This is a genomic window from Luteibacter sp. P1_D3, from assembly GCF_056406135.1.
In genome coordinates this window covers 40,173-57,189 of the sequence record NZ_JBFUAT010000016.1, presented here as the reverse complement: position 1 = coordinate 57,189, position 17,017 = coordinate 40,173, and the positions used below count along the sequence as shown (strand labels likewise).

Genomic DNA, 17,017 nt, shown 5'->3' with positions numbered 1-17,017 from the left:
ATGCGGGGGAGGATTGCCTCGGCGTGAAAGATCGGGCTCTATTTGCCCCACGCGACCCTGCCTCATTGCCGCACCCAGCTGCTCGTGTTCGCGGTCTCGTTGTCCATGAATGCGTCGAGTTCCGCAATGTCGTAGGCGTTCTCCCAGTGTTCCAGGATGCATCCGTCACGAAAACGCCATAATCCACAGAAGGGCATGCTGATCTCGCGATCGCCGCAGCGGGCCTTGATGCTTCCAATGACGGCTCCAAAATAGTCGTTGGCAACGATGCTTTCCACGCTCATTGTCAGCGTTTGCCCACTCTTGCGAATCAGCGCGTTCATCTTTTCGACCACGGCTTTCTTGCCGTAGACGATGCCGCTGTCGACGGCGGGGCGTCGCTGAGCGGTATGCAGCACCATGTCCTCGTCGGCGTGGCGTTCGATACGGCGCAGATCGTCGTAGATGAACCGAAGGGTGGCTATGTTGGGATGCAGGTCAGACATGGGAGCAGCTCCGGCCGGATGGATGTCAGCGCCCAGTGGCCATCGTCGGCGCGTCACGAGTGGGGCGCCAGCCGGGCAGGCCTGCGCGGTCAACGTCTTCGGCGATAGTCCTCACGTCCGCTGGATTGAGGGTCACTCGTGCGGCGCGGGCGTTTTCCTTCAGGTGCCGAACGGAGGTCGTGCCGGGAATCAACAGGATCGCGGGCGATCGGTGAAGCAGCCAGGCGAGGGCGAGCTGGGATGGCGTGATACCCCACCGCTCCGCGATAGCGCCTAGTGGACTTTCCGGGCCGACCAGACCTCCGTGGCCCAGAGGAAACCATGGGATGAAGGCGATGTGGTTCCGGGTCGCGTGATCCAGCACGGCGTCGTCGGCCCGGTCGGCGACGTTGTATAGGTTCTCGATGGCGACAATCCGCGCGGTCTTCTGGGCCTCGACCAGTTGCGCAACGCTGACTCCCGGCTGGTTCGATAGGCCGATATGAAGAATCTTGCCTTGCTCCTGGAGGCGCACCAGCTCGCCCAGGCTTTCGGCCAGCGGCACATTCGGGTCGATGCTGTGCAGTTGGTAGAGTGAGATGCAATCCACATTCAGCCGTCTCAGGCTTAATTCCACCTGCTGGCGCAGATACCTTGGATCGCCAAGGGGCTGAATGTACGGTGCGCCAGGGGCGTCGTGGATCCAGTCGAGTTTGCCCGATCGCAACATGCCCCCCTTGGTGCAGATGACCAGGTCGTCGGGATACGGATGCAGCGCCTTGCGAATGATTTCTTCGTTATCTCCAGGACCGTAGGCGTCGGCGGTATCGATGAAATTGATCCCCAGTTCGTACACCGCGTGACGAAGCACCTGTATGGCATTGCGTTCGTCATCCGGTGGTCCCCACATGCCGTAGCCGGTGAGGTGCATCGCGCCATAGCCAAGCCTGTTTACTGGCATGTCCCCGCCGAGTAGGAAGCGTTCGATCGTGGCATCTTCGGGTTTCGTCGTCATGTCACCACTTCCGTATGGATGAGGCTGTCTATGGAGGGATACGCGTCGTTCGTGTGCCGGCACCACGTTCCGAGTGTGACTTCGGCGGTGATGCCCGGGCCGAATCCGGCGATGAGGCCATGCGCTCCGTCCGGAGCGCCGCCGCTTTCGAACAGGCGGCGAAGTGCATCCAAAACCACGGCTGACGCGATGTTGCCGTAGTCAGACAAGGTGGCCCGGCTGTGCTGGAACAGGTGAGGGGCGACACCGAGGAAGCGCGAAAGATCGTCCAGGATGCGAGGGCCGCCGGCGTGGATGATGTAGAAGTCCAATGCGCTCGCGTTCCATCCGGCATCGGCCGCCACCGAGCGGAGCTCGGGTGCGAGCTGTTCCATGGTGCCTGGCACCCGACGATCCAGGTGGAAGTGAAATCCCGTGGCTTTTACCGCGTACGAAATCCAGTCTTCCGTTCCGGGCACCAATCGCGAGCCGTTTCCGGCGAGCCGGACGCCCGTGCCGCCCTCGCCACGAACGACGGCAGCGGCGACGGCATCGCCGAACAATCCATTCGAAAGAAGATTGCCCACCTCCGTGTCCGCGGGTTGATAACACAACGAGCAGAATTCGCATGCTACGACCAGGACATTCGCGCCGGGGTAGGCAAGGCAAAAATCATAAGCCCGGTTGATGGCGGCTCCGCCGGCGGCACAGCCCATCTGTGCGATGGGCAGCTGACGCGTATCGTTGCGAAAACCGATTTCGTTGATCATCCATGGGATCAGCGAGGGCATGGTGAAGCCGGTGCAGGAGACGAACACAATCGCATCGATTCGGTCGGCACTCAGGGCGGCATGCGCCAGTGCACGACTGACCACGTCCGGCACGCGGGCCTTGGCTTCCCTCACATAGATAGCATTGCGTCGCTCGAAACCGGGATGTCTCAGGGTAGCCTCGACAGGCTGGACGAGGTGGCGTTTAGCGACCTGTGTGTTCCTGATCAGACGCAGTATCAGAGACAACTGCTCGTGCCGCGCATGCAACCGGCGCGCGAGATGCAGTGTGTCGTCCAGCGTGATGACGTGCTCGGGTACGGCGACCGCGGGGCGGCAAAGCGTGGGCATAGTCGTACGTCCTTGTTGAACTCTTCCACTTCCGTGTGTGGATGTGCCTGGTGCGCGGAGCTGGGCCGGAAAGAAAGTCAGCGCATTACCGGGAGATCAGGAGGGAAGCGTTGCCACTGACGCTCGTGATGCCCGTGGGCGTCGCACACTGGTTGCTGAGCGTGGCTGCGAGGTTGGACAGCGTGAATTGCGCCATCGCATCCTGGCCTTTGTACCGCCCACCCGTGATCTTGCCGTCAGCGGAAACGATCATGTTCCCGTTGGACGGCGCGGCCTTGGCAACGAATACGAACGTGCTGGTCTGGGGCCAACGGTCGTCCGACCATGCAATGGTCCAGGTTGTCGGTTGCGTCGAGAAAATGCCGTCGCAGGAGAACGAGGTCGAGAATGTCGCGTGGGACGTTGCGCTGGTGGTGACCTCGCTCGATGGCACGCCTTTCCGTTGGCAGGTCCAGGAGGTGTCCGCCGTTACGGTGTGAAGAGCGACAGAATTGGTTACACCCGGCGACCATGTCGCATTGTGCATGCCCACGATACAGGCGACGGATTCGTCATTGTCATGCGCTCTCGACGGAGCAGACGCAAAAAGGGTCATGCCGAACAGCAAGGCGACAAGGACGAGGGTGAAAGGGGATCCGCAAGCCGGACAGCTTGCGAGTGATGTCGACATGGTGGTCCTCCTTGGACGCTTGACGATATTTCCTGTAATCGAGCCGTCGATCTTTCACGCCCGAACCCATGAAGTTACCTACGCTAGGCCGGGCCTTGTTACCTGTATGTGAGGATTTTCTAAGTAAAAGCAGGTGGTTACGCAGCTGGCACTGGCATGCTGCCTGGTAGTAGAAGCACTTGCAGGGCGCCTGCCGAAATCACATGGCGATGGCCTGTCAGTCGTGCGAACCAAGCTCGCGCGTATTCTTCTCGAGGACTTTCAGGCCGTCCTCGTTCTTGCGCTGCGAGGCGCGTTCGCGCTCGGACTGTTCGAGGACGCGCTGGCGTTCCAGCAGTTCGCGCGTCGGCGGCGGGGGCAGCGAGGACGAGGTCTGTGTGGCCACGAAGCCCGAGGTGTCGTTGGGCGACGGCGGTGGAGCGGGCGGCAGGTCGGGAATCGGTGCGCGTGCCGGTGCCGGCGTGGAAGCCGCCGCAGGGGGCAAAGCGTCTGCCACGGCGTCGCGGCGCGACATGACTTTCCAGGCGAACAGGCCGAGCAGCACGCCGATGCCCAGGACCAGCAGCGCCGGTAACAGGCGCGATCCGTGCGAGGAGGTGCCACGGCGACGTGCTGTCTTCGTGCCCTTCCTGGAGGCCGGTGCAGCCGCTGCGCTGCCCGGTACGGCCGTGTCGAGGTGATCGGGAAGCTTGAGCAGCACGCGCAAGACCTCGCCGTCCATCAGCTGCAGGCGCGGCTGGCGACGCTGGATGTTGATCGCCTCGCTGCTGAAGCGTCCGCGGGTGACGAGGATGCCCTTGGTCGCTGCCTCGTTGAGCATCACGCTGAGCAGTTCGTTGACTTCCTGGACTTCGACCTCGAGGGCATCCCAGTGCTTGCACTGCAGGATCACCGATTCGGTGCCGCGGGTCAGGCGCAGGTCGACACCGGCGGACAGGGCCTTGAGCGAGGTGGCCGGTGCGTGGTGCTCCACCCGGTAGCCCTGCGCACGGTAGTGCTCGGCAAGCAGGTGCTCGAAGTCTTGCCAGGTCAGGCGCGCAAGGGCGTCTGTGCCACCAGCGGAAGGCTGTCGAGCGGAAAACATCGTTGGGTAAGTCCTGCCGGAAATCGGATCGGCATCATAACCGCTCGCGCGGCCTCGTCGAAAAGGTTATCGGCGTCACGGAATGGGGCTTTAGCCGTCGCCGGAGGCGTCTTCACATTCGTGAGCGATTGCCGCTGGGGCGACCAACCGCTAAATTGGGAGGAATGTCTTGGGGGATTACAGGGGTTTGAGCACGTGATGAAGTACGCAGTAGTGAAAGGCGCGATGGCTGTCGCCGTGACGACGATGCTGTCCGCCTGTGGTGGCAAGAACCTGATCGAAAGCGACATGAGCCGCACCGTGGCGGCCAGCCCGGCCTCGCCGTGGCTGACGCTGGAAAACAAGGGCGACCACGTGGTGGCCGTTGGCGGCCTGTCGGGCCCGTCCAAGGTCGAGGTGTCGCCGAATATTCCGTCGGCGGTCGAAGCCGTGCTGCGCAGCTCGTTGCAGCCGAAGTACTTCACCGACCTGATCATCGGCTGTCGTGGTCTGCAACAGGCGACCGCCGTGCATACGCCAGAGGGTCAGACCTCGGTCGTGACGATGGACCTGACGGTGAATTGCCGCATCGTTGCCCGTGGGGTCGTGGTTTCGAAGATCTATCACGTCAGCCAGACCGCGCCGGTGGAGTCGGATCCGCCGCGGCTGGATGCGATCGTGCCAACGCTGATTACGGGAGCGTCGACGCAGTTGGCGGACCAGTTGTGGGCTGATGTGGTGGCTACTGGGGTGCGTCGCTGAGGATGGCTAGGGTGTCGCTAGCACCCTATCGCCGATGAATCGGCTCCCACAGGGGTGGCGGTGCGCAGGGCGTCGCGGCAGGCGATCAGCTGGGCCTGGGTGAAGGTCTGGCCGGGGCTCGCCAAGAGCGCGGAGTCCGGATCGGCCAGGCCTTGTTCGATCAATACGTCCAGCATCGCGATGCGGCTGGCGGCGAGCAGGGCGCGTCCCAGCGGCGTGCGTGCGCCGGCGTCGGCGGGATCGGCACGCTCGGCCAGTGCCTGCACCACGCGCGAGGGAAACGCCCAGTGGCGTGCCGCGTGCAGTGACAGCCGCTCGATCTGCTGGGCCAGGGCGGCGACGAGCGGACGGCTGAAGGCCTTGGCGCGGGTGTCGTTCTGTTCCTCGAGCTCGAGCAGGATCGTCTGCGCTCCGGTCTGGCTGATCAGGCCGGCAAGAAAGGCTTCGAACGGGTCGCAGACATCGCGGCCCAGGTAGATGCATGCGCGGGCGCAGCGTTCGGCGTGCTCCCACAACCGCTCCCCGGCGTGGTGGCTGGCGCCGCCCATGTTGGTGCGCAGGATCGGGCGCATCACCAGCTGCATAACCACGCGGCGCAAACCGTCCTGGCCGAGCAGGGTGATCGCCTGCGCCAGGCCGGCCACCGGTCGCGAGGTCTTGAAGAAGGCGCTGTTCGCCACCCGCACGATCTCACCCACCAGTACGGTGTCGCGGGCGATCAGCTCGGCCAGCGCGCGGCTGTCGGCATCGTCGTTGCGCAGCGAGCGCATGAGCTGCGGCACCACCGATGGCAGGCGGGGCAGGGAGCCGACATCGAAGCGCTCGCCACCGAAGGCGTCGCGCACGCGACGCAGCACGCCCTGTTCGGCCGGCGAGAAAGCCGCATCGTCCGATGGCGCGAGACCGAGCACGAGGCGATAGAAACGGTCTTCGATTTCTTCGGCCGCCAGTGCGCTGACCGGTGCGTCCACGGCGGGCACGTCGATGACCACCGGCGTGTGGGTCACGACGGTGTGCGCGGGCACGAAGGATGGGGCGGAAGGCGCGTCGCCGCCGCCGAACAACTTCCTGAAGAACCGGCCGATCACGCGGGTGTCTCGATGTGGGGACCCCGCCAGTATATGCCGCGACCGGGTGGGAAACACTTGGCGGCCCATGCGCTGACGAGTGGCTTCGCGGCCTGGCGTGGCCCGGTTAGGATGGCGCCATGGACCACATGCCACTCAGCAGGATCGCCTTGCCGCCCGGTGCCTGGCCAAGCGTGCTCGATTTCCTCTGCGAGCGCTTCCCGGCGGTCAGCCGCGAGGCCTGGGAAGACCGCATGGAGCGCGGGCTCGTCCAGGCGAACGGTCACGGCGTGGATCACCTCACGCCCTACCGCCCCGGCGACATCGTGACCTACCGGCGCGAGGTGCCGGCCGAGCCGCCCATCCCGTTCGAGGAAACGATCGTCTACCAGGACGACGACCTCGTGGTGGCGGACAAACCGCACTTCCTGCCGGTCATGCCGGCCGGGCGTTACGTGGAGGAGACGTTGTCGGTGCGCCTGGTGCGTCGCCTCGGCAATCCGGATCTGGTCGCGCTGCACCGGCTGGACCGCGGTACCGCTGGCCTGGTCGTCTTCTCGGCACGGCCGTCCAGTCGCGATGCGTACACGCGTCTGTTCCGCGAGCGCGCCATCGCCAAGACCTACGAAGCGCTGGCGCCACCGTTGCCCGGACTGACGTTTCCGCTGTCCCGATGCAGCCGCATCGAGCGTGGCGAGCCGTTCTTTCGAACCCATGAAGTGGACGGCCCGGCTAACGCGACGACCCACGTCGACGTGATCGAGCGCGGCGAGCACGCGTGGCGCTACCGGCTGGAGCCCGTCACGGGGCGCAAGCACCAATTACGCGTGCATATGACGGGGCTGGGTGCGCCCATCCTGGGCGATCCGATGTATCCGGCGCTGCGTGAGGAGACGGCGGATTTCAGCGAACCGATGCAGCTTCTCGCGCGCGAGCTCGCCTTCATCGACCCCTTCAGTGGCGACGAGCGGCGCTTTCTAAGTTTACGTTCACTCGACCTTTGACCCTTGCGGGCGCAGACTATGCGCTCCCCCGCCAACCCTTCCCGGATGACTCCCGCCCCTGGCTTCCGCACCGTAGCCCTGATCATCGCGAGTGCGATGTTCATGGAGCAGCTGGACGGCACCATCCTGGCCACGGCGTTGCCATCCATGGCGGAATCGTTCGACGTGTCGCCGCTGCACATGAGCGTGGCGCTTACCTCGTACATGCTCAGCCTCGCGGTGTTCATTCCCGCCAGCGGTGCCATCGCCGATCGCTACGGCTCGCGCAACGTCTTTCGCGCGGCCATCGCCATCTTCACCCTCGGCTCGATCCTCTGCGGTGTCTCGGGCAGCTTGCCTCTGCTGGTGCTGTCGCGTCTGCTGCAAGGCATGGGCGGGGCGATGATGGTGCCGGTCGGGCGCCTGGTGCTGCTGCGGTCGGTGCCGAAGTCCGAGCTGGTCAGCGCCATGTCCTGGCTTCTGGTGCCGGCGCTGATCGGCCCGGTGATCGGACCGCCGCTGGGTGGCTTCATCGTCACCTGGGTGTCGTGGCGCTGGATCTTCTACATCAACGTGCCGATCGGCATCGCCGGCATGTGGCTGGCCACGAAGTACGTGCCCGACGTGCGCATTGCGGAGCGGCAGCGCTTCGATCGCGTGGGCTTCGTGCTCTCGGGCATCTCGCTGTCATGCCTGGTGTTCGGGCTGGAACTGGCCAGTCGCGGCGGTACGTCGGGCCTGGGTTCCGCCGGGCTGATCGTGGGCGGCCTCATCGTCGGCGCCGTGTACGTCTGGCATTCGAAGCGCGTGGCCAACCCCATCCTCGACCTGTCGCTGATGCGTTTTCCCACGTTTCGTCTCTCGGTGATCGCCGGCTCGCTGACGCGCATTACCGCGGGTTCGGTTCCCTTTCTTTTGCCGCTGATGATGCAGCTGGGCTTCGGTTTTTCCGCGGCGCACAGCGGCGTGGTGACCTTCGTCTCGGCGCTTGGCGCGATGTTGATGAAGGCGACGGCCGCCCCTGTGCTGCGCATGTGGGGCTTCCGTGCGACCCTGGTCTGGAACGGCGTGTTGTCGATGGTCTGCGTCGCGTTGTGCGCTGCTTTCCGGCCTGACTGGCCGTTGTGGACGATCTACACGATCCTGCTGCTGAGCGGCTTCTTCCAGTCGCTGCAATTCAGTGCGTACAACACGGTCGCCTACGCGGATGTACCCAGTGAGCGCTTCTCCAGCGCGACCAGCTTCTACACGACCTTCCAGCAGCTGATGCTGTCGCTGGGCATCTGCGTCGCCGCCGCGGCCCTGCACGTGTCGGTGACCTGGAACGGGCACGCGCATGCGCAGTTGCCTGATTTTAGTGTGGCCTTCCTGGTGGTGACGTTCGTCTCGCTGATCGCCGCGCCGGTGTGTTTGCTGCTGCCGAAGAATGCTGGCGCGGAGATGAGCGGGCATCGCGGCCGGTAGGAAAACCGTCGGCGATCGGTAAGAAGAGCATCGCCGATGAATCGGCTCCTACCTAGCGGGGTGCTGCGATCCGAGCGGGGTGTTGCGATCTGGTGTTCTGCTCGGTAGGAGCCGATTTATCGGCGATGGCCGCGGCAGCGGCCGCCAGATGACAGCTACGGCAGGCTGATCGGGTGCTGCATCCACGAACCAACCAGCCCCGGCATCGCCGCCAGGCGTTTCGCCTGCGCGACGAACTGACGCCGCGGGATCTCCACGGCGCCCATCGACAGCAGGTGGTCGTTGGTCACCTGGGCGTCGAGGAAGGGGAAGCCCCAGCGATGGAGGAACTGGCACAGGCCGGCCAAGGCGACCTTCGAGCCGCCGGTGCGCGCCGAGAACATCGACTCGCCGCAGAACAGCCGACCGACGGCGACACCGTAAATGCCCCCGACCAGCGAGCCGCGATCCCAGACCTCGACGCTGTGTGCGTGGCCTTGGCGATGCAGCTCTTCGTAAGCGGCGATCATGTCGTCGCCGATCCACGTGCCGACCGCGCCGCCACGCGGCGCCGCGCAGGCGCGCATGACGCGGGTGAACGAGGTATCCGCCGTAAGGCGCCAGTTGGACTTCGACAGCTGCTTGCGCAGGCTGCGACTGATATGGACCGCGTCGGTGCGAAACACGCAGCGCGGGTCGGGCGACCACCAGAGGATCGGCTCGTCTTCGTTAAACCAGGGGAACACGCCCTGCGCATACGCCGCGATCAATCGCTCGGCCGAGAGGTCACCGCCCCAGGCGAGCAGGCCATTGGGTTCGATGAGCGCGTCCTCCGGATCGGGAAACAGTCCGGGGCGCAGGGGGTTCAGTTGCGGCAGGCGGATCATCGGTCCGCGTACGGCGAGTGGGCGAGCAGCTCGTCGCGGTACGCCTCGCGATGCAGCGCTTCCTGCTCGAGCGCGCCGGCCACGGCCTGACGGAAACCTTCGTGGGCGATGTAATGCCGCGAGTGAGTCAGCGTCGGCAGGAAGCCGCGGGCCAGCTTGTGTTCGCCCTGCGCGCCGGGTTCGAAACGGGCGATGCCTTCGCGGATCGCATAGTCGATGCCGCGGTAATAGCAGAGCTCGAAGTGCAGTCCGGACACTTCCACGCTGGCGCCCCAGTAGCGTCCGTACAGCGCATCGCCGCCGCGCAGGAAAAGCGCCATCGCGACGATTTCCTGGCCGTCGCGCGCCATCGCCACCTGCACCTTCGGGCCGAGGGTGCGGCCGAGGTACTGGAAGAAGCGCGAGGTCAGGGCGGCGTGGTTGCCCTTCAGGTCGAAGGTGAGTTCGTAGAGCGCGTGGATCTGCCGCCACTCGTCGTCGGAGAGTTCGTCGCCGCCGCGCATGCTCAGGCGCAGGCCGGAGGCCTCGGCATACGCGCGTTCCTGGCGGATGTTCTTCCGCTTCTTCGCCTTGAGCGAGGCCAGGAAGCCGTCGAAATCGGCGTAGCCCTGGTTATGCCAATGGAACTGGTAGTCGCCGCGGACCAGCCAGCGATCGTCAAAAGCGTCCAGATCGGCGTCGGCGAGGAAGTTGGCGTGGATCGAAGACAGGCCGAGACGATCCGCTTCGTCCACCAGCGCGRCCGTGAGCCGGTTGCGCAGGATGTCCGCCTCGAGGCCGTCACGCACCAGCAACCGGGGGCCGGGGACGGGCGAGTAGGGCGAGGCGACCAGCATCTTCGGGTAGTAATCCCCGCCGGCGCGTTCCCATGCCGAGGCCCAGCTCCAGTCGAAGACGAACTCGCCGTGCGAGTTGCCCTTGAGGTAGGTGGGCGAGGCAGCGACCAGTCGGTCGTGGCTGTCGAAGATGCCCAGGTGGTACGGCTTCCAGCCGTAGTCTTCGCGCAGGCAGCCCTTCGCTTCCATGCCGCTGAGGAACGCGTGCGAGACGAAGGGGTTGCCGTCGGGCACAAGCGCGTCCCAGTCGGCGGCCGGAATGCCGCCGAGGCTGTCGAGAAAACGGATGCCGGTCATCGGCGGTTGCCCCGCGCGCAAGGCGCGGGGCCGGTTCCGGTCAGGTCAGCATGTGCTGCTGGTCCAGCCAGCGCTCGGCATCGAGCGCCGCCATGCAGCCGAAGCCCGCCGAGGTGACCGCCTGGCGATAGACGTGGTCGGCGACATCGCCCGCGGCGAACACGCCCGGCACCGAGGTAGCCGTGGCGCCGCCGTGCAGGCCGGACTGGATCTGGATGTAGCCGTCCTTCATCTCGAGCTGGCCTTCGAAGATGCCGGTGGCCGGGGTGTGGCCGATCGCCACGAAGAAGCCCTGGGCATCGAGGTCGCGCTTCACGCCGGAGTTGACGTCCTTGACGCGGACGCCGGTCACGCCGGAGTCGTCGCCCAGCACTTCGTCGACCTGATGGTTCCAGAGCAGCTCGATCTTGCCGGCAGCAACCTTCTCGAACACCTTGTCCTGCATGATCTTTTCCGCGCGGAACTTGTCGCGGCGGTGGACCAGGTAGACCTTGCGGGCGATGTTGGCCAGGTACAGCGCCTCTTCCACGGCGGTGTTGCCGCCGCCGACCACGACTACGTCCTGCTCGCGGAAGAAGAAGCCGTCGCAGGTGGCGCAGGCGGAGACGCCGCGGCCCTTGAACTTCTCTTCCGAGGCGATGCCCAGGTACTTGGCGGTGGCGCCGGTGGTGATGATCAGGGCGTCGGCGGTGTACTCGCCGCTGTCACCCTTCAGGCGGAACGGACGGTTGCCCAGGTCCACGCTGTGGATATGGTCGAACACCATCTCGGTTTCGAAGCGCTCGGCGTGCTCGGCCATGCGCCGCATGAGTTCAGGACCCTGAACACCCTTCTCGTCACCCGGCCAGTTGTCCACCTCGGTGGTGGTCATCAGCTGGCCACCCTGCGCCAGGCCGGTGATCATGGTCGGCTTGAGATTGGCGCGCGCCGCGTAGACGGCGGCCGTGTATCCGGCAGGACCGGAGCCGAGGATCAGCAGGCGGCTGTGCTTGGGGGTGCTCATGTATAATCCTTGAGGTTTACTGCGGCGTGTTTCGGTCGTACCGCTAGCCCCTTGCGGCAGGATGCTAAAGCCGTGTCGAGGGTTTGCGAGGTGTGTCGACCCGGAAGAATGGGGAAGACCGGGGTGCGATTCAAGACTCAATGCAATGACGGCTCTCGCCTTGTCCCCACGGGGCGGCTTTTATCTCATTCAGGATCCTCCAAAAGATGCGCATTGGTATCCCCTCCGAAACCAAGACCCTCGAAGGCCGCGTGGCCCTCATCCCGGCCGCTGCGGCCGATCTGGTCCGCCGTGGCCATGAGGTCTTCATCCAGTCCGGCGCCGGCACCAAGAGCGGCTACTCGGACGCCGACTATTCGCTGCTGGGTGTCAACGTGGTGCCCGACGCCGCCGCCCTGTACGAAAAGGGTGAGCTGATCGTCAAGGTCAAGGAGCCGATCGAGGGCGATCTCAAGTTGCTCAAGAAGCACCACCTGCTGTTCTGCTACCTGCACCTGGCCGCCGAGCCGGCGCTGACCAAGAGCCTGCTGGACATCGGCCTGACCGGTATCGCCTTCGAGTCCGTCGACGAGAACGGCGTGCTGCCGCTGCTGCTGCCGATGTCCGTGATCGCCGGCCGCATCGCCACCCAGATCGGCACGACCCTCCTGCACCAGCCCAACGGTGGCAAGGGCAAGCTGCTCGGCGGCATGGCCTCCACCCCGCGTGGCAAGGTCGTCGTCCTCGGCGCCGGCGCTGCCGGTGGTAACGCCGCTGCCCTGGCCGCCTCGGCCGGTGCCAACGTCGTCGTCTTCGACAAGCGCCAGGACCGCCTCGCCGAAATGATGGCGATGGGCCCGAACGTCAYCGCGCTGTACGCCTACGAGTCGTCGGTCGCCGAAGAAGTCCGCAACGCCGACATCGTCGTCGGTGCCGTGCTGATCCCGTCCGCCAAGGCCCCGCGCGTCGTCACCGAAGCCATGGTCAAGACGATGGAGAAGGGCTCGGTGCTCGTCGACATCTCGATCGACCAGGGCGGCTGCTTCGAGACCTCGCGTCCGACCACCTGGAAGGAGCCGACCTACGACGTCCACGGCGTGACGCATTTCTGCGTGACCAACATGCCGGGCGCCGTCCCGCAGACCTCGTCCACCGCCATCTCGGCCGCCATCTTGCCGTACGTGCAGCGCCTGGCCGCCGGTAACGAGTGGCGCGACCACGCGGCACTGGCTGGCGGTATCAACATCGAGGCCGGCAAGGTCGTGCACCCGGCCCTTCAGGGCATGGCATGATGCCGAAAACCCGATTCGAGGTCCTCTGCTAAGTGGCGCGCAGCGCGAAAGTCGTAAAGAAACAGGCACGGAGCCAGGTCAAGGCCCAGCAGCGCGAGGGCTTGAGCGACGAGCTCAAGCGCCGCCTGCGTGAAGCCGGGGCGTTGCTGCTGTTGCCGCTTGCCCTGTACCTGCTCGTCTGCCTGCTCAGCTACAACGATCAGGACCCGAGCTGGGGTCACATGGGCATCGCCGAGCGGGCCACCAACTTCGGTGGCTCGATCGGGGCGAACATCGCCAACCTGCTCAGGTACATCTTCGGCCTGGTTTCTTACTGCTTTCCGCTGCTCCTGCTGGCTTTGGGCGTGCAGGTGCTCCGCGCGCGCGGCGAACGTCTCGTCGCGCCGTGGGAGCCCTCCCTGCGTCTCATCGGGTTTGTGTTTTTCTTCATCACCGGCCCCGCGCTGGTGTATCTGAACGTCGATTCGCCCGTGCTGCCGGAAGGCCCGGGCGGCATCGTCGGCAAGTGGGTCGGTCGCGGCCTGCACAGCGCGCTTGGCGACAAGGGCGCACCGCTGCTCCTGCTCGCCGTCTTCCTGATCGCCGTCACCCTCGCTACGGGTCTGTCCTGGTTCAAGCTCATGGATCTGACGGGGCAGGGCGTCGTGCGCCTGGGCGGCTGGTTCGGCGGCAAGGTGCGTCGCGCGCCGGAAGTGATGGCCGCACGCAACGCACGCGCCGAGCGTGAAGTGGTCAAGAAGGCCGAGGCGATCAAGCAGGCCAAACGCGAGCCCGTGCGCATCGAGACCCCGGTCCCGATGGTGGTCAAGAGCGATCGTGCGTCCCGCGAGAACCAGATTCCCCTGTTTACCGGTGCATCGATGAACGGCGAAGTCCCGCCGCTGTCGCTGCTCGACGAAGCACCGCCGCAAGGCCCGGGCTACTCCGAGGAAACCCTCGAAGTGCTCTCGCGCCAGGTGGAGCTCAAGCTCAAGGATTTCCGCATCGAAGCCCGCGTCATGGGCGTCTATCCGGGTCCGGTCATTACCCGCTTCGAACTGGAGCCCGCCGCCGGTGTACGCGGCAGCCAGGTCTCCAGCCTCGACAAGGACATCGCGCGCGGCCTCTCCGTGGTCAGCGTGCGCGTGGTGGACGTGATTCCCGGCAAGAACGTCATCGGCCTGGAAATCCCCAACACCAAGAAACAGATCGTCTACCTCTCCGAAATCCTGCGTTCGGAAAAGTACGACCAGATGAAGTCGCCGCTGGCGCTGGCGCTGGGCAAGGACATCGGCGGCAAGGCCGTCGTCACCGACCTGGCCAAGATGCCGCATCTGCTCGTCGCCGGTACCACCGGTTCGGGTAAGTCCGTGGCGGTGAACGCCATGGTGCTGAGCCTGCTGTACAAGGCCAGCCCGAAAGACGTGCGCATGATCATGATCGACCCGAAGATGCTGGAGCTCTCGGTCTACGAGGGCATTCCGCACCTGCTGGCGCCGGTCGTCACCGACATGAAGGAAGCCGCCAACGCCCTGCGCTGGTGTGTGGCCGAGATGGAGCGTCGCTACAAGCTCATGGCCGCGGTCGGCGTGCGTAACCTCGGTGGCTTCAACAAGAAGGTGAAGGACGCCGAGAGCAGCGGCCAGCCCTTGCTCGATCCGCTGTTCCGCGCCAACCCGGACATGCCGGGCATGGTCGCCGAGCCGCTCGAGCCGCTGCCGCACATCGTCATCATCATCGACGAATTCGCCGACATGATGATGATCGTCGGCAAGAAGGTCGAAGAACTCATCGCACGTCTGGCGCAGAAGGCGCGTGCCGCCGGTGTGCATCTGATCCTCGCGACGCAGCGTCCATCGGTGGACGTGATCACCGGCCTGATCAAGGCGAACATCCCGACGCGTATCGCGTTMCAGGTGTCGTCGAAGATCGACTCGCGCACCATTCTCGATCAGTCCGGCGCGGAAGCGCTGCTCGGCCACGGCGACATGCTCTACCTGCCGCCGGGCACGGCCACGCCCGAGCGCGTGCATGGTGCGTTCGTGGATGATCACGAGGTGCATAACGTAGTGGAGTGGCTGCGTGCGCAGGGTGCGCCGAACTACATCACCGGCGTGCTCGAAGAAATCCAGTCCACGTCGGACGGCAAGATCATCAACGACGCCGGCCTGCCGCAGGATGCCGAAGGCGATAGCGACAGCGACAACGCACTCTACGACCGCGCCGTGCGTGTGGTTACCGAGACGCGTCGCGCGTCCATCTCCGGCGTGCAGCGTCACCTGCGCATCGGCTACAACCGCGCCGCCCGCCTCGTCGAACAGATGGAGCAGGACGGCATCGTCAGCGCGCCGCAGCACAACGGCAACCGCGAAGTGCTCGCGCCGCCGCCCCCGAAGGACTGATTCCCCATGAACGACATGAAGCCAGGCGCGCTCCGCCAGCGCCCCTGGGGCTTGCTCGTCACCGGTGATCTCGCACCCACGTCCGAAGTACTGGACGAGGTCGAGAGCATTTTCGAGCTCAATCCCTCCATTCCGGGACTGGAGCTGCGCGCCGACGACGGCCGCGCCTGCTTCGTCACCCGCGATTACCCGACCGGCCATACCGCCGGCGTCGACGATGCGCTCGAAGTGATCTTCGCCGAACAGGAAGCCATCGCCGAGATCGTCGTGCTCGGCCAGGAAGCCCGGCCGGTCCACCACGCCACGCGTGCCGCGCCGTTCTGGCATCGTGACGGCAAGGCCATCGCCGATATCAGCGAGAAGATGGAAGCGGGCGAGATCAGCCCGACCGAAGCCATCGACATGCTTAAGTCGCTGTTCGAAACCGATCGCTGACAATCGCGCTGAACCTAACGGAATTCACCCCATGAAACGCTTCCTGCTCGCCGCGACCCTGTCCCTCCTCAGCCTGCCGACCTTCGCCGCCGCCGGTCCGGCACGCGAGCGACTGGATGCCTTCTCCAAGGGCCTGCACTCGGTGACGGGGCGCTTCAGCCAGACGCTGATCAACGCGAACGGCGACGCCGGCAAGACCACCACCGGCACCATGGCGCTGGAGGCACCGCGTCAGTTCCGCTGGGAGACCCTCGCGCCGTACAAGCAGACCATCGTCGCCGACGGCAGCCGCGTCTGGCTGTACGACCCGGACCTCGAGCAGGTCACGGTGCGCAAGCAGAGCAGCGAGGAAGCGCAGAGTCCTTTGACCGTGCTGACCGACCTGTCGCAGATGGACAAGGACTTCAAGGTCACCGAAAAGGGCGAACACGACGGCCTGGTCTGGTTGCGCCTGCAGTCCACCGGCAAGGACCCGCAGTTCGACTTCGCCGACCTCGGCTTCGACGCAGGCGGCCTCGCACAAATGGTCTTCAAGGATCAGCTCGGCAACACGACGAAGATCCAGTTCGCCGGCTGGGTGAAGAACGGCCCCGTCGCCTCGGGCACGTTCGACTTCGTCCCGCCGCAGGGCACCGATGTGATCGGCGACGCGCCGGTGCTGCAGACCCAGCCCGTCAAGTAAGCGGATAGCCGGTTGTGAACCGGGTAGCCGGCTCCGCCGGCTCATGTTTCATTGTGGGAGCCGATTCATCGGCGATGCTCTTGTAGGAGCCGATTCATCGGCGAAAGGGTGCTTGCCGTAACCGGGCCCGCTGCCGCGGGATCCGCTGAGAATAAGTTCAGACGATTCCGACGGTGGTGCCTGGGCATCTTGCGGCTAATTCCCGACATGCCGCGCCATGAAGCGCCCACGGTGGTTTACGAGGGGCAAGTCGGGAAAAAGCTGCCGCGCCGTTGTAGCCTTCAGTGCTGCCATGGTCGGCCTGCAGAGAACTCGCAATGACTAAAATCATCCGAATTGCCCAAGACTTTTCCGACGTCCCCAGTGGCCGCCATCTAGCGGATGGCGAGTTCAGCGGCGAACGGTTTCGTGAGGAATGGCTGGTTCCCGCGCTTGAAAAAGAGGATGTTGTCGATGTGGTCTTCGACGATGCCGAAGGCTACGGATCTTCGTTCCTGGAAGAAGCTTTCGGAGGCCTCGTTTGCGCCCACGGCTACACCAAGGAGTTTCTGGCAAAGCACCTCCGCCTGATCGCAGAATCCCGTGCCGCTCAGAGATATCGCCGGGTTGCCCAGTCGGTCATCGACGAAGCGTTGGTAACTGCCGGGCGGGAGTAACT

Annotated in this window: 18 protein-coding genes; 9 read left to right on the top strand and 9 right to left on the bottom strand. The window is 65.0% G+C overall.

The window, feature by feature from the left end:
* Positions 1 to 62: 62 nt before the first annotated feature.
* The 4 genes from AC1DYM_RS12230 to AC1DYM_RS12215 form a co-directional block, all read right to left on the bottom strand.
* Complete coding sequence (locus tag AC1DYM_RS12230) at positions 63 to 485, bottom strand: nuclear transport factor 2 family protein (protein ID WP_477338627.1); 423 nt, start codon at positions 483 to 485, stop codon at positions 63 to 65.
* Between the two features lie 25 nt (positions 486 to 510).
* Positions 511 to 1,479, bottom strand: coding sequence for an aldo/keto reductase (locus AC1DYM_RS12225; RefSeq protein ID WP_477338625.1), 969 nt, complete (start codon positions 1,477 to 1,479; stop codon positions 511 to 513).
* Positions 1,476 to 2,579 (bottom strand): type III polyketide synthase, encoded by a 1,104-nt coding sequence (locus AC1DYM_RS12220; protein WP_477338623.1) that lies wholly within the window; start codon positions 2,577 to 2,579, stop codon positions 1,476 to 1,478. The genes AC1DYM_RS12225 and AC1DYM_RS12220 overlap by 4 nt, the downstream gene beginning before the upstream one ends.
* A gap of 85 nt (positions 2,580 to 2,664) precedes the next feature.
* Positions 2,665 to 2,832: a hypothetical protein gene (locus tag AC1DYM_RS12215; protein ID WP_477338621.1), complete on the bottom strand. Its 168-nt coding sequence runs from the start codon at positions 2,830 to 2,832 to the stop codon at positions 2,665 to 2,667.
* Here AC1DYM_RS12215 and AC1DYM_RS12210 point away from each other — a divergent pair.
* Positions 2,831 to 3,058 carry a hypothetical protein gene (locus tag AC1DYM_RS12210; protein WP_477338619.1) on the top strand — a complete coding sequence of 76 codons (228 nt, stop codon included), beginning with the start codon at positions 2,831 to 2,833 and terminating at the stop codon, positions 3,056 to 3,058. The two genes, AC1DYM_RS12215 and AC1DYM_RS12210, sit on opposite strands and share 2 nt — an antisense overlap.
* Positions 3,059 to 3,466: 408 nt before the next feature.
* Here AC1DYM_RS12210 and AC1DYM_RS12205 read toward each other — a convergent pair whose 3' ends face one another.
* Positions 3,467 to 4,333, bottom strand: a complete 867-nt coding sequence (locus AC1DYM_RS12205; protein WP_477338618.1) for a restriction endonuclease — start codon at positions 4,331 to 4,333, stop codon at positions 3,467 to 3,469.
* A 198-nt stretch (positions 4,334 to 4,531) separates the two neighbouring features.
* Between AC1DYM_RS12205 and AC1DYM_RS12200 the strand changes: the two genes are divergently transcribed.
* On the top strand, positions 4,532 to 5,074 hold the full coding sequence (locus tag AC1DYM_RS12200) for a hypothetical protein (protein ID WP_477338616.1): 543 nt from the start codon (positions 4,532 to 4,534) through the stop codon (positions 5,072 to 5,074).
* A 17-nt stretch (positions 5,075 to 5,091) separates the two neighbouring features.
* On the opposite strand, the gene AC1DYM_RS12195 is transcribed toward AC1DYM_RS12200, so the two are convergent.
* Entirely contained in the window at positions 5,092 to 6,162 is a 1,071-nt protein-coding gene (locus AC1DYM_RS12195; protein WP_477338614.1) for an HDOD domain-containing protein, read from the bottom strand.
* A 119-nt stretch (positions 6,163 to 6,281) separates the two neighbouring features.
* On the opposite strand from AC1DYM_RS12195, the gene AC1DYM_RS12190 reads away from it, so the two are divergent.
* Both AC1DYM_RS12190 and AC1DYM_RS12185 read left to right on the top strand, forming a co-directional pair.
* Entirely contained in the window at positions 6,282 to 7,145 is an 864-nt protein-coding gene (locus tag AC1DYM_RS12190; RefSeq protein ID WP_477338612.1) for a pseudouridine synthase, read from the top strand.
* Between the two features lie 18 nt (positions 7,146 to 7,163).
* Positions 7,164 to 8,588 carry an MFS transporter gene (locus AC1DYM_RS12185; RefSeq protein ID WP_477338610.1) on the top strand — a complete coding sequence of 475 codons (1,425 nt, stop codon included), beginning with the start codon at positions 7,164 to 7,166 and terminating at the stop codon, positions 8,586 to 8,588.
* Positions 8,589 to 8,743: 155 nt separating this feature from the next.
* Here AC1DYM_RS12185 and aat read toward each other — a convergent pair whose 3' ends face one another.
* From aat to trxB, 3 genes are read right to left on the bottom strand one after another with little or no spacing between them, the layout of a single operon-like run.
* Positions 8,744 to 9,454: a leucyl/phenylalanyl-tRNA--protein transferase gene (aat, locus tag AC1DYM_RS12180; RefSeq protein ID WP_477338608.1), complete on the bottom strand. Its 711-nt coding sequence runs from the start codon at positions 9,452 to 9,454 to the stop codon at positions 8,744 to 8,746.
* Positions 9,451 to 10,587, bottom strand: a complete 1,137-nt coding sequence (locus AC1DYM_RS12175; protein WP_477338607.1) for a GNAT family N-acetyltransferase — start codon at positions 10,585 to 10,587, stop codon at positions 9,451 to 9,453. Before AC1DYM_RS12175 ends, aat begins: the two co-directional genes overlap by 4 nt.
* 40 nt (positions 10,588 to 10,627) lie before the next feature.
* Positions 10,628 to 11,590 (bottom strand): thioredoxin-disulfide reductase, encoded by a 963-nt coding sequence (gene trxB / locus AC1DYM_RS12170; RefSeq protein WP_477338605.1) that lies wholly within the window; start codon positions 11,588 to 11,590, stop codon positions 10,628 to 10,630.
* Positions 11,591 to 11,796: 206 nt separating this feature from the next.
* Between trxB and AC1DYM_RS12165 the strand changes: the two genes are divergently transcribed.
* From AC1DYM_RS12165 to AC1DYM_RS12145, 5 genes are all read left to right on the top strand, one after another.
* Complete coding sequence (locus tag AC1DYM_RS12165; RefSeq protein ID WP_477338603.1) at positions 11,797 to 12,861, top strand: alanine dehydrogenase; 1,065 nt, start codon at positions 11,797 to 11,799, stop codon at positions 12,859 to 12,861.
* Positions 12,862 to 12,893: 32 nt separating this feature from the next.
* On the top strand, positions 12,894 to 15,242 hold the full coding sequence (locus tag AC1DYM_RS12160; RefSeq protein WP_477338601.1) for a DNA translocase FtsK: 2,349 nt from the start codon (positions 12,894 to 12,896) through the stop codon (positions 15,240 to 15,242).
* 6 nt (positions 15,243 to 15,248) lie between these two features.
* Positions 15,249 to 15,677 (top strand): hypothetical protein, encoded by a 429-nt coding sequence (locus AC1DYM_RS12155; RefSeq protein WP_046969256.1) that lies wholly within the window; start codon positions 15,249 to 15,251, stop codon positions 15,675 to 15,677.
* A 31-nt stretch (positions 15,678 to 15,708) separates the two neighbouring features.
* Positions 15,709 to 16,359: an outer membrane lipoprotein periplasmic chaperone LolA gene (lolA, locus tag AC1DYM_RS12150; protein WP_477338599.1), complete on the top strand. Its 651-nt coding sequence runs from the start codon at positions 15,709 to 15,711 to the stop codon at positions 16,357 to 16,359.
* 317 nt (positions 16,360 to 16,676) lie between these two features.
* Entirely contained in the window at positions 16,677 to 17,015 is a 339-nt protein-coding gene (locus AC1DYM_RS12145; protein WP_477338597.1) for an STAS-like domain-containing protein, read from the top strand.
* Positions 17,016 to 17,017: the final 2 nt, after the last annotated feature.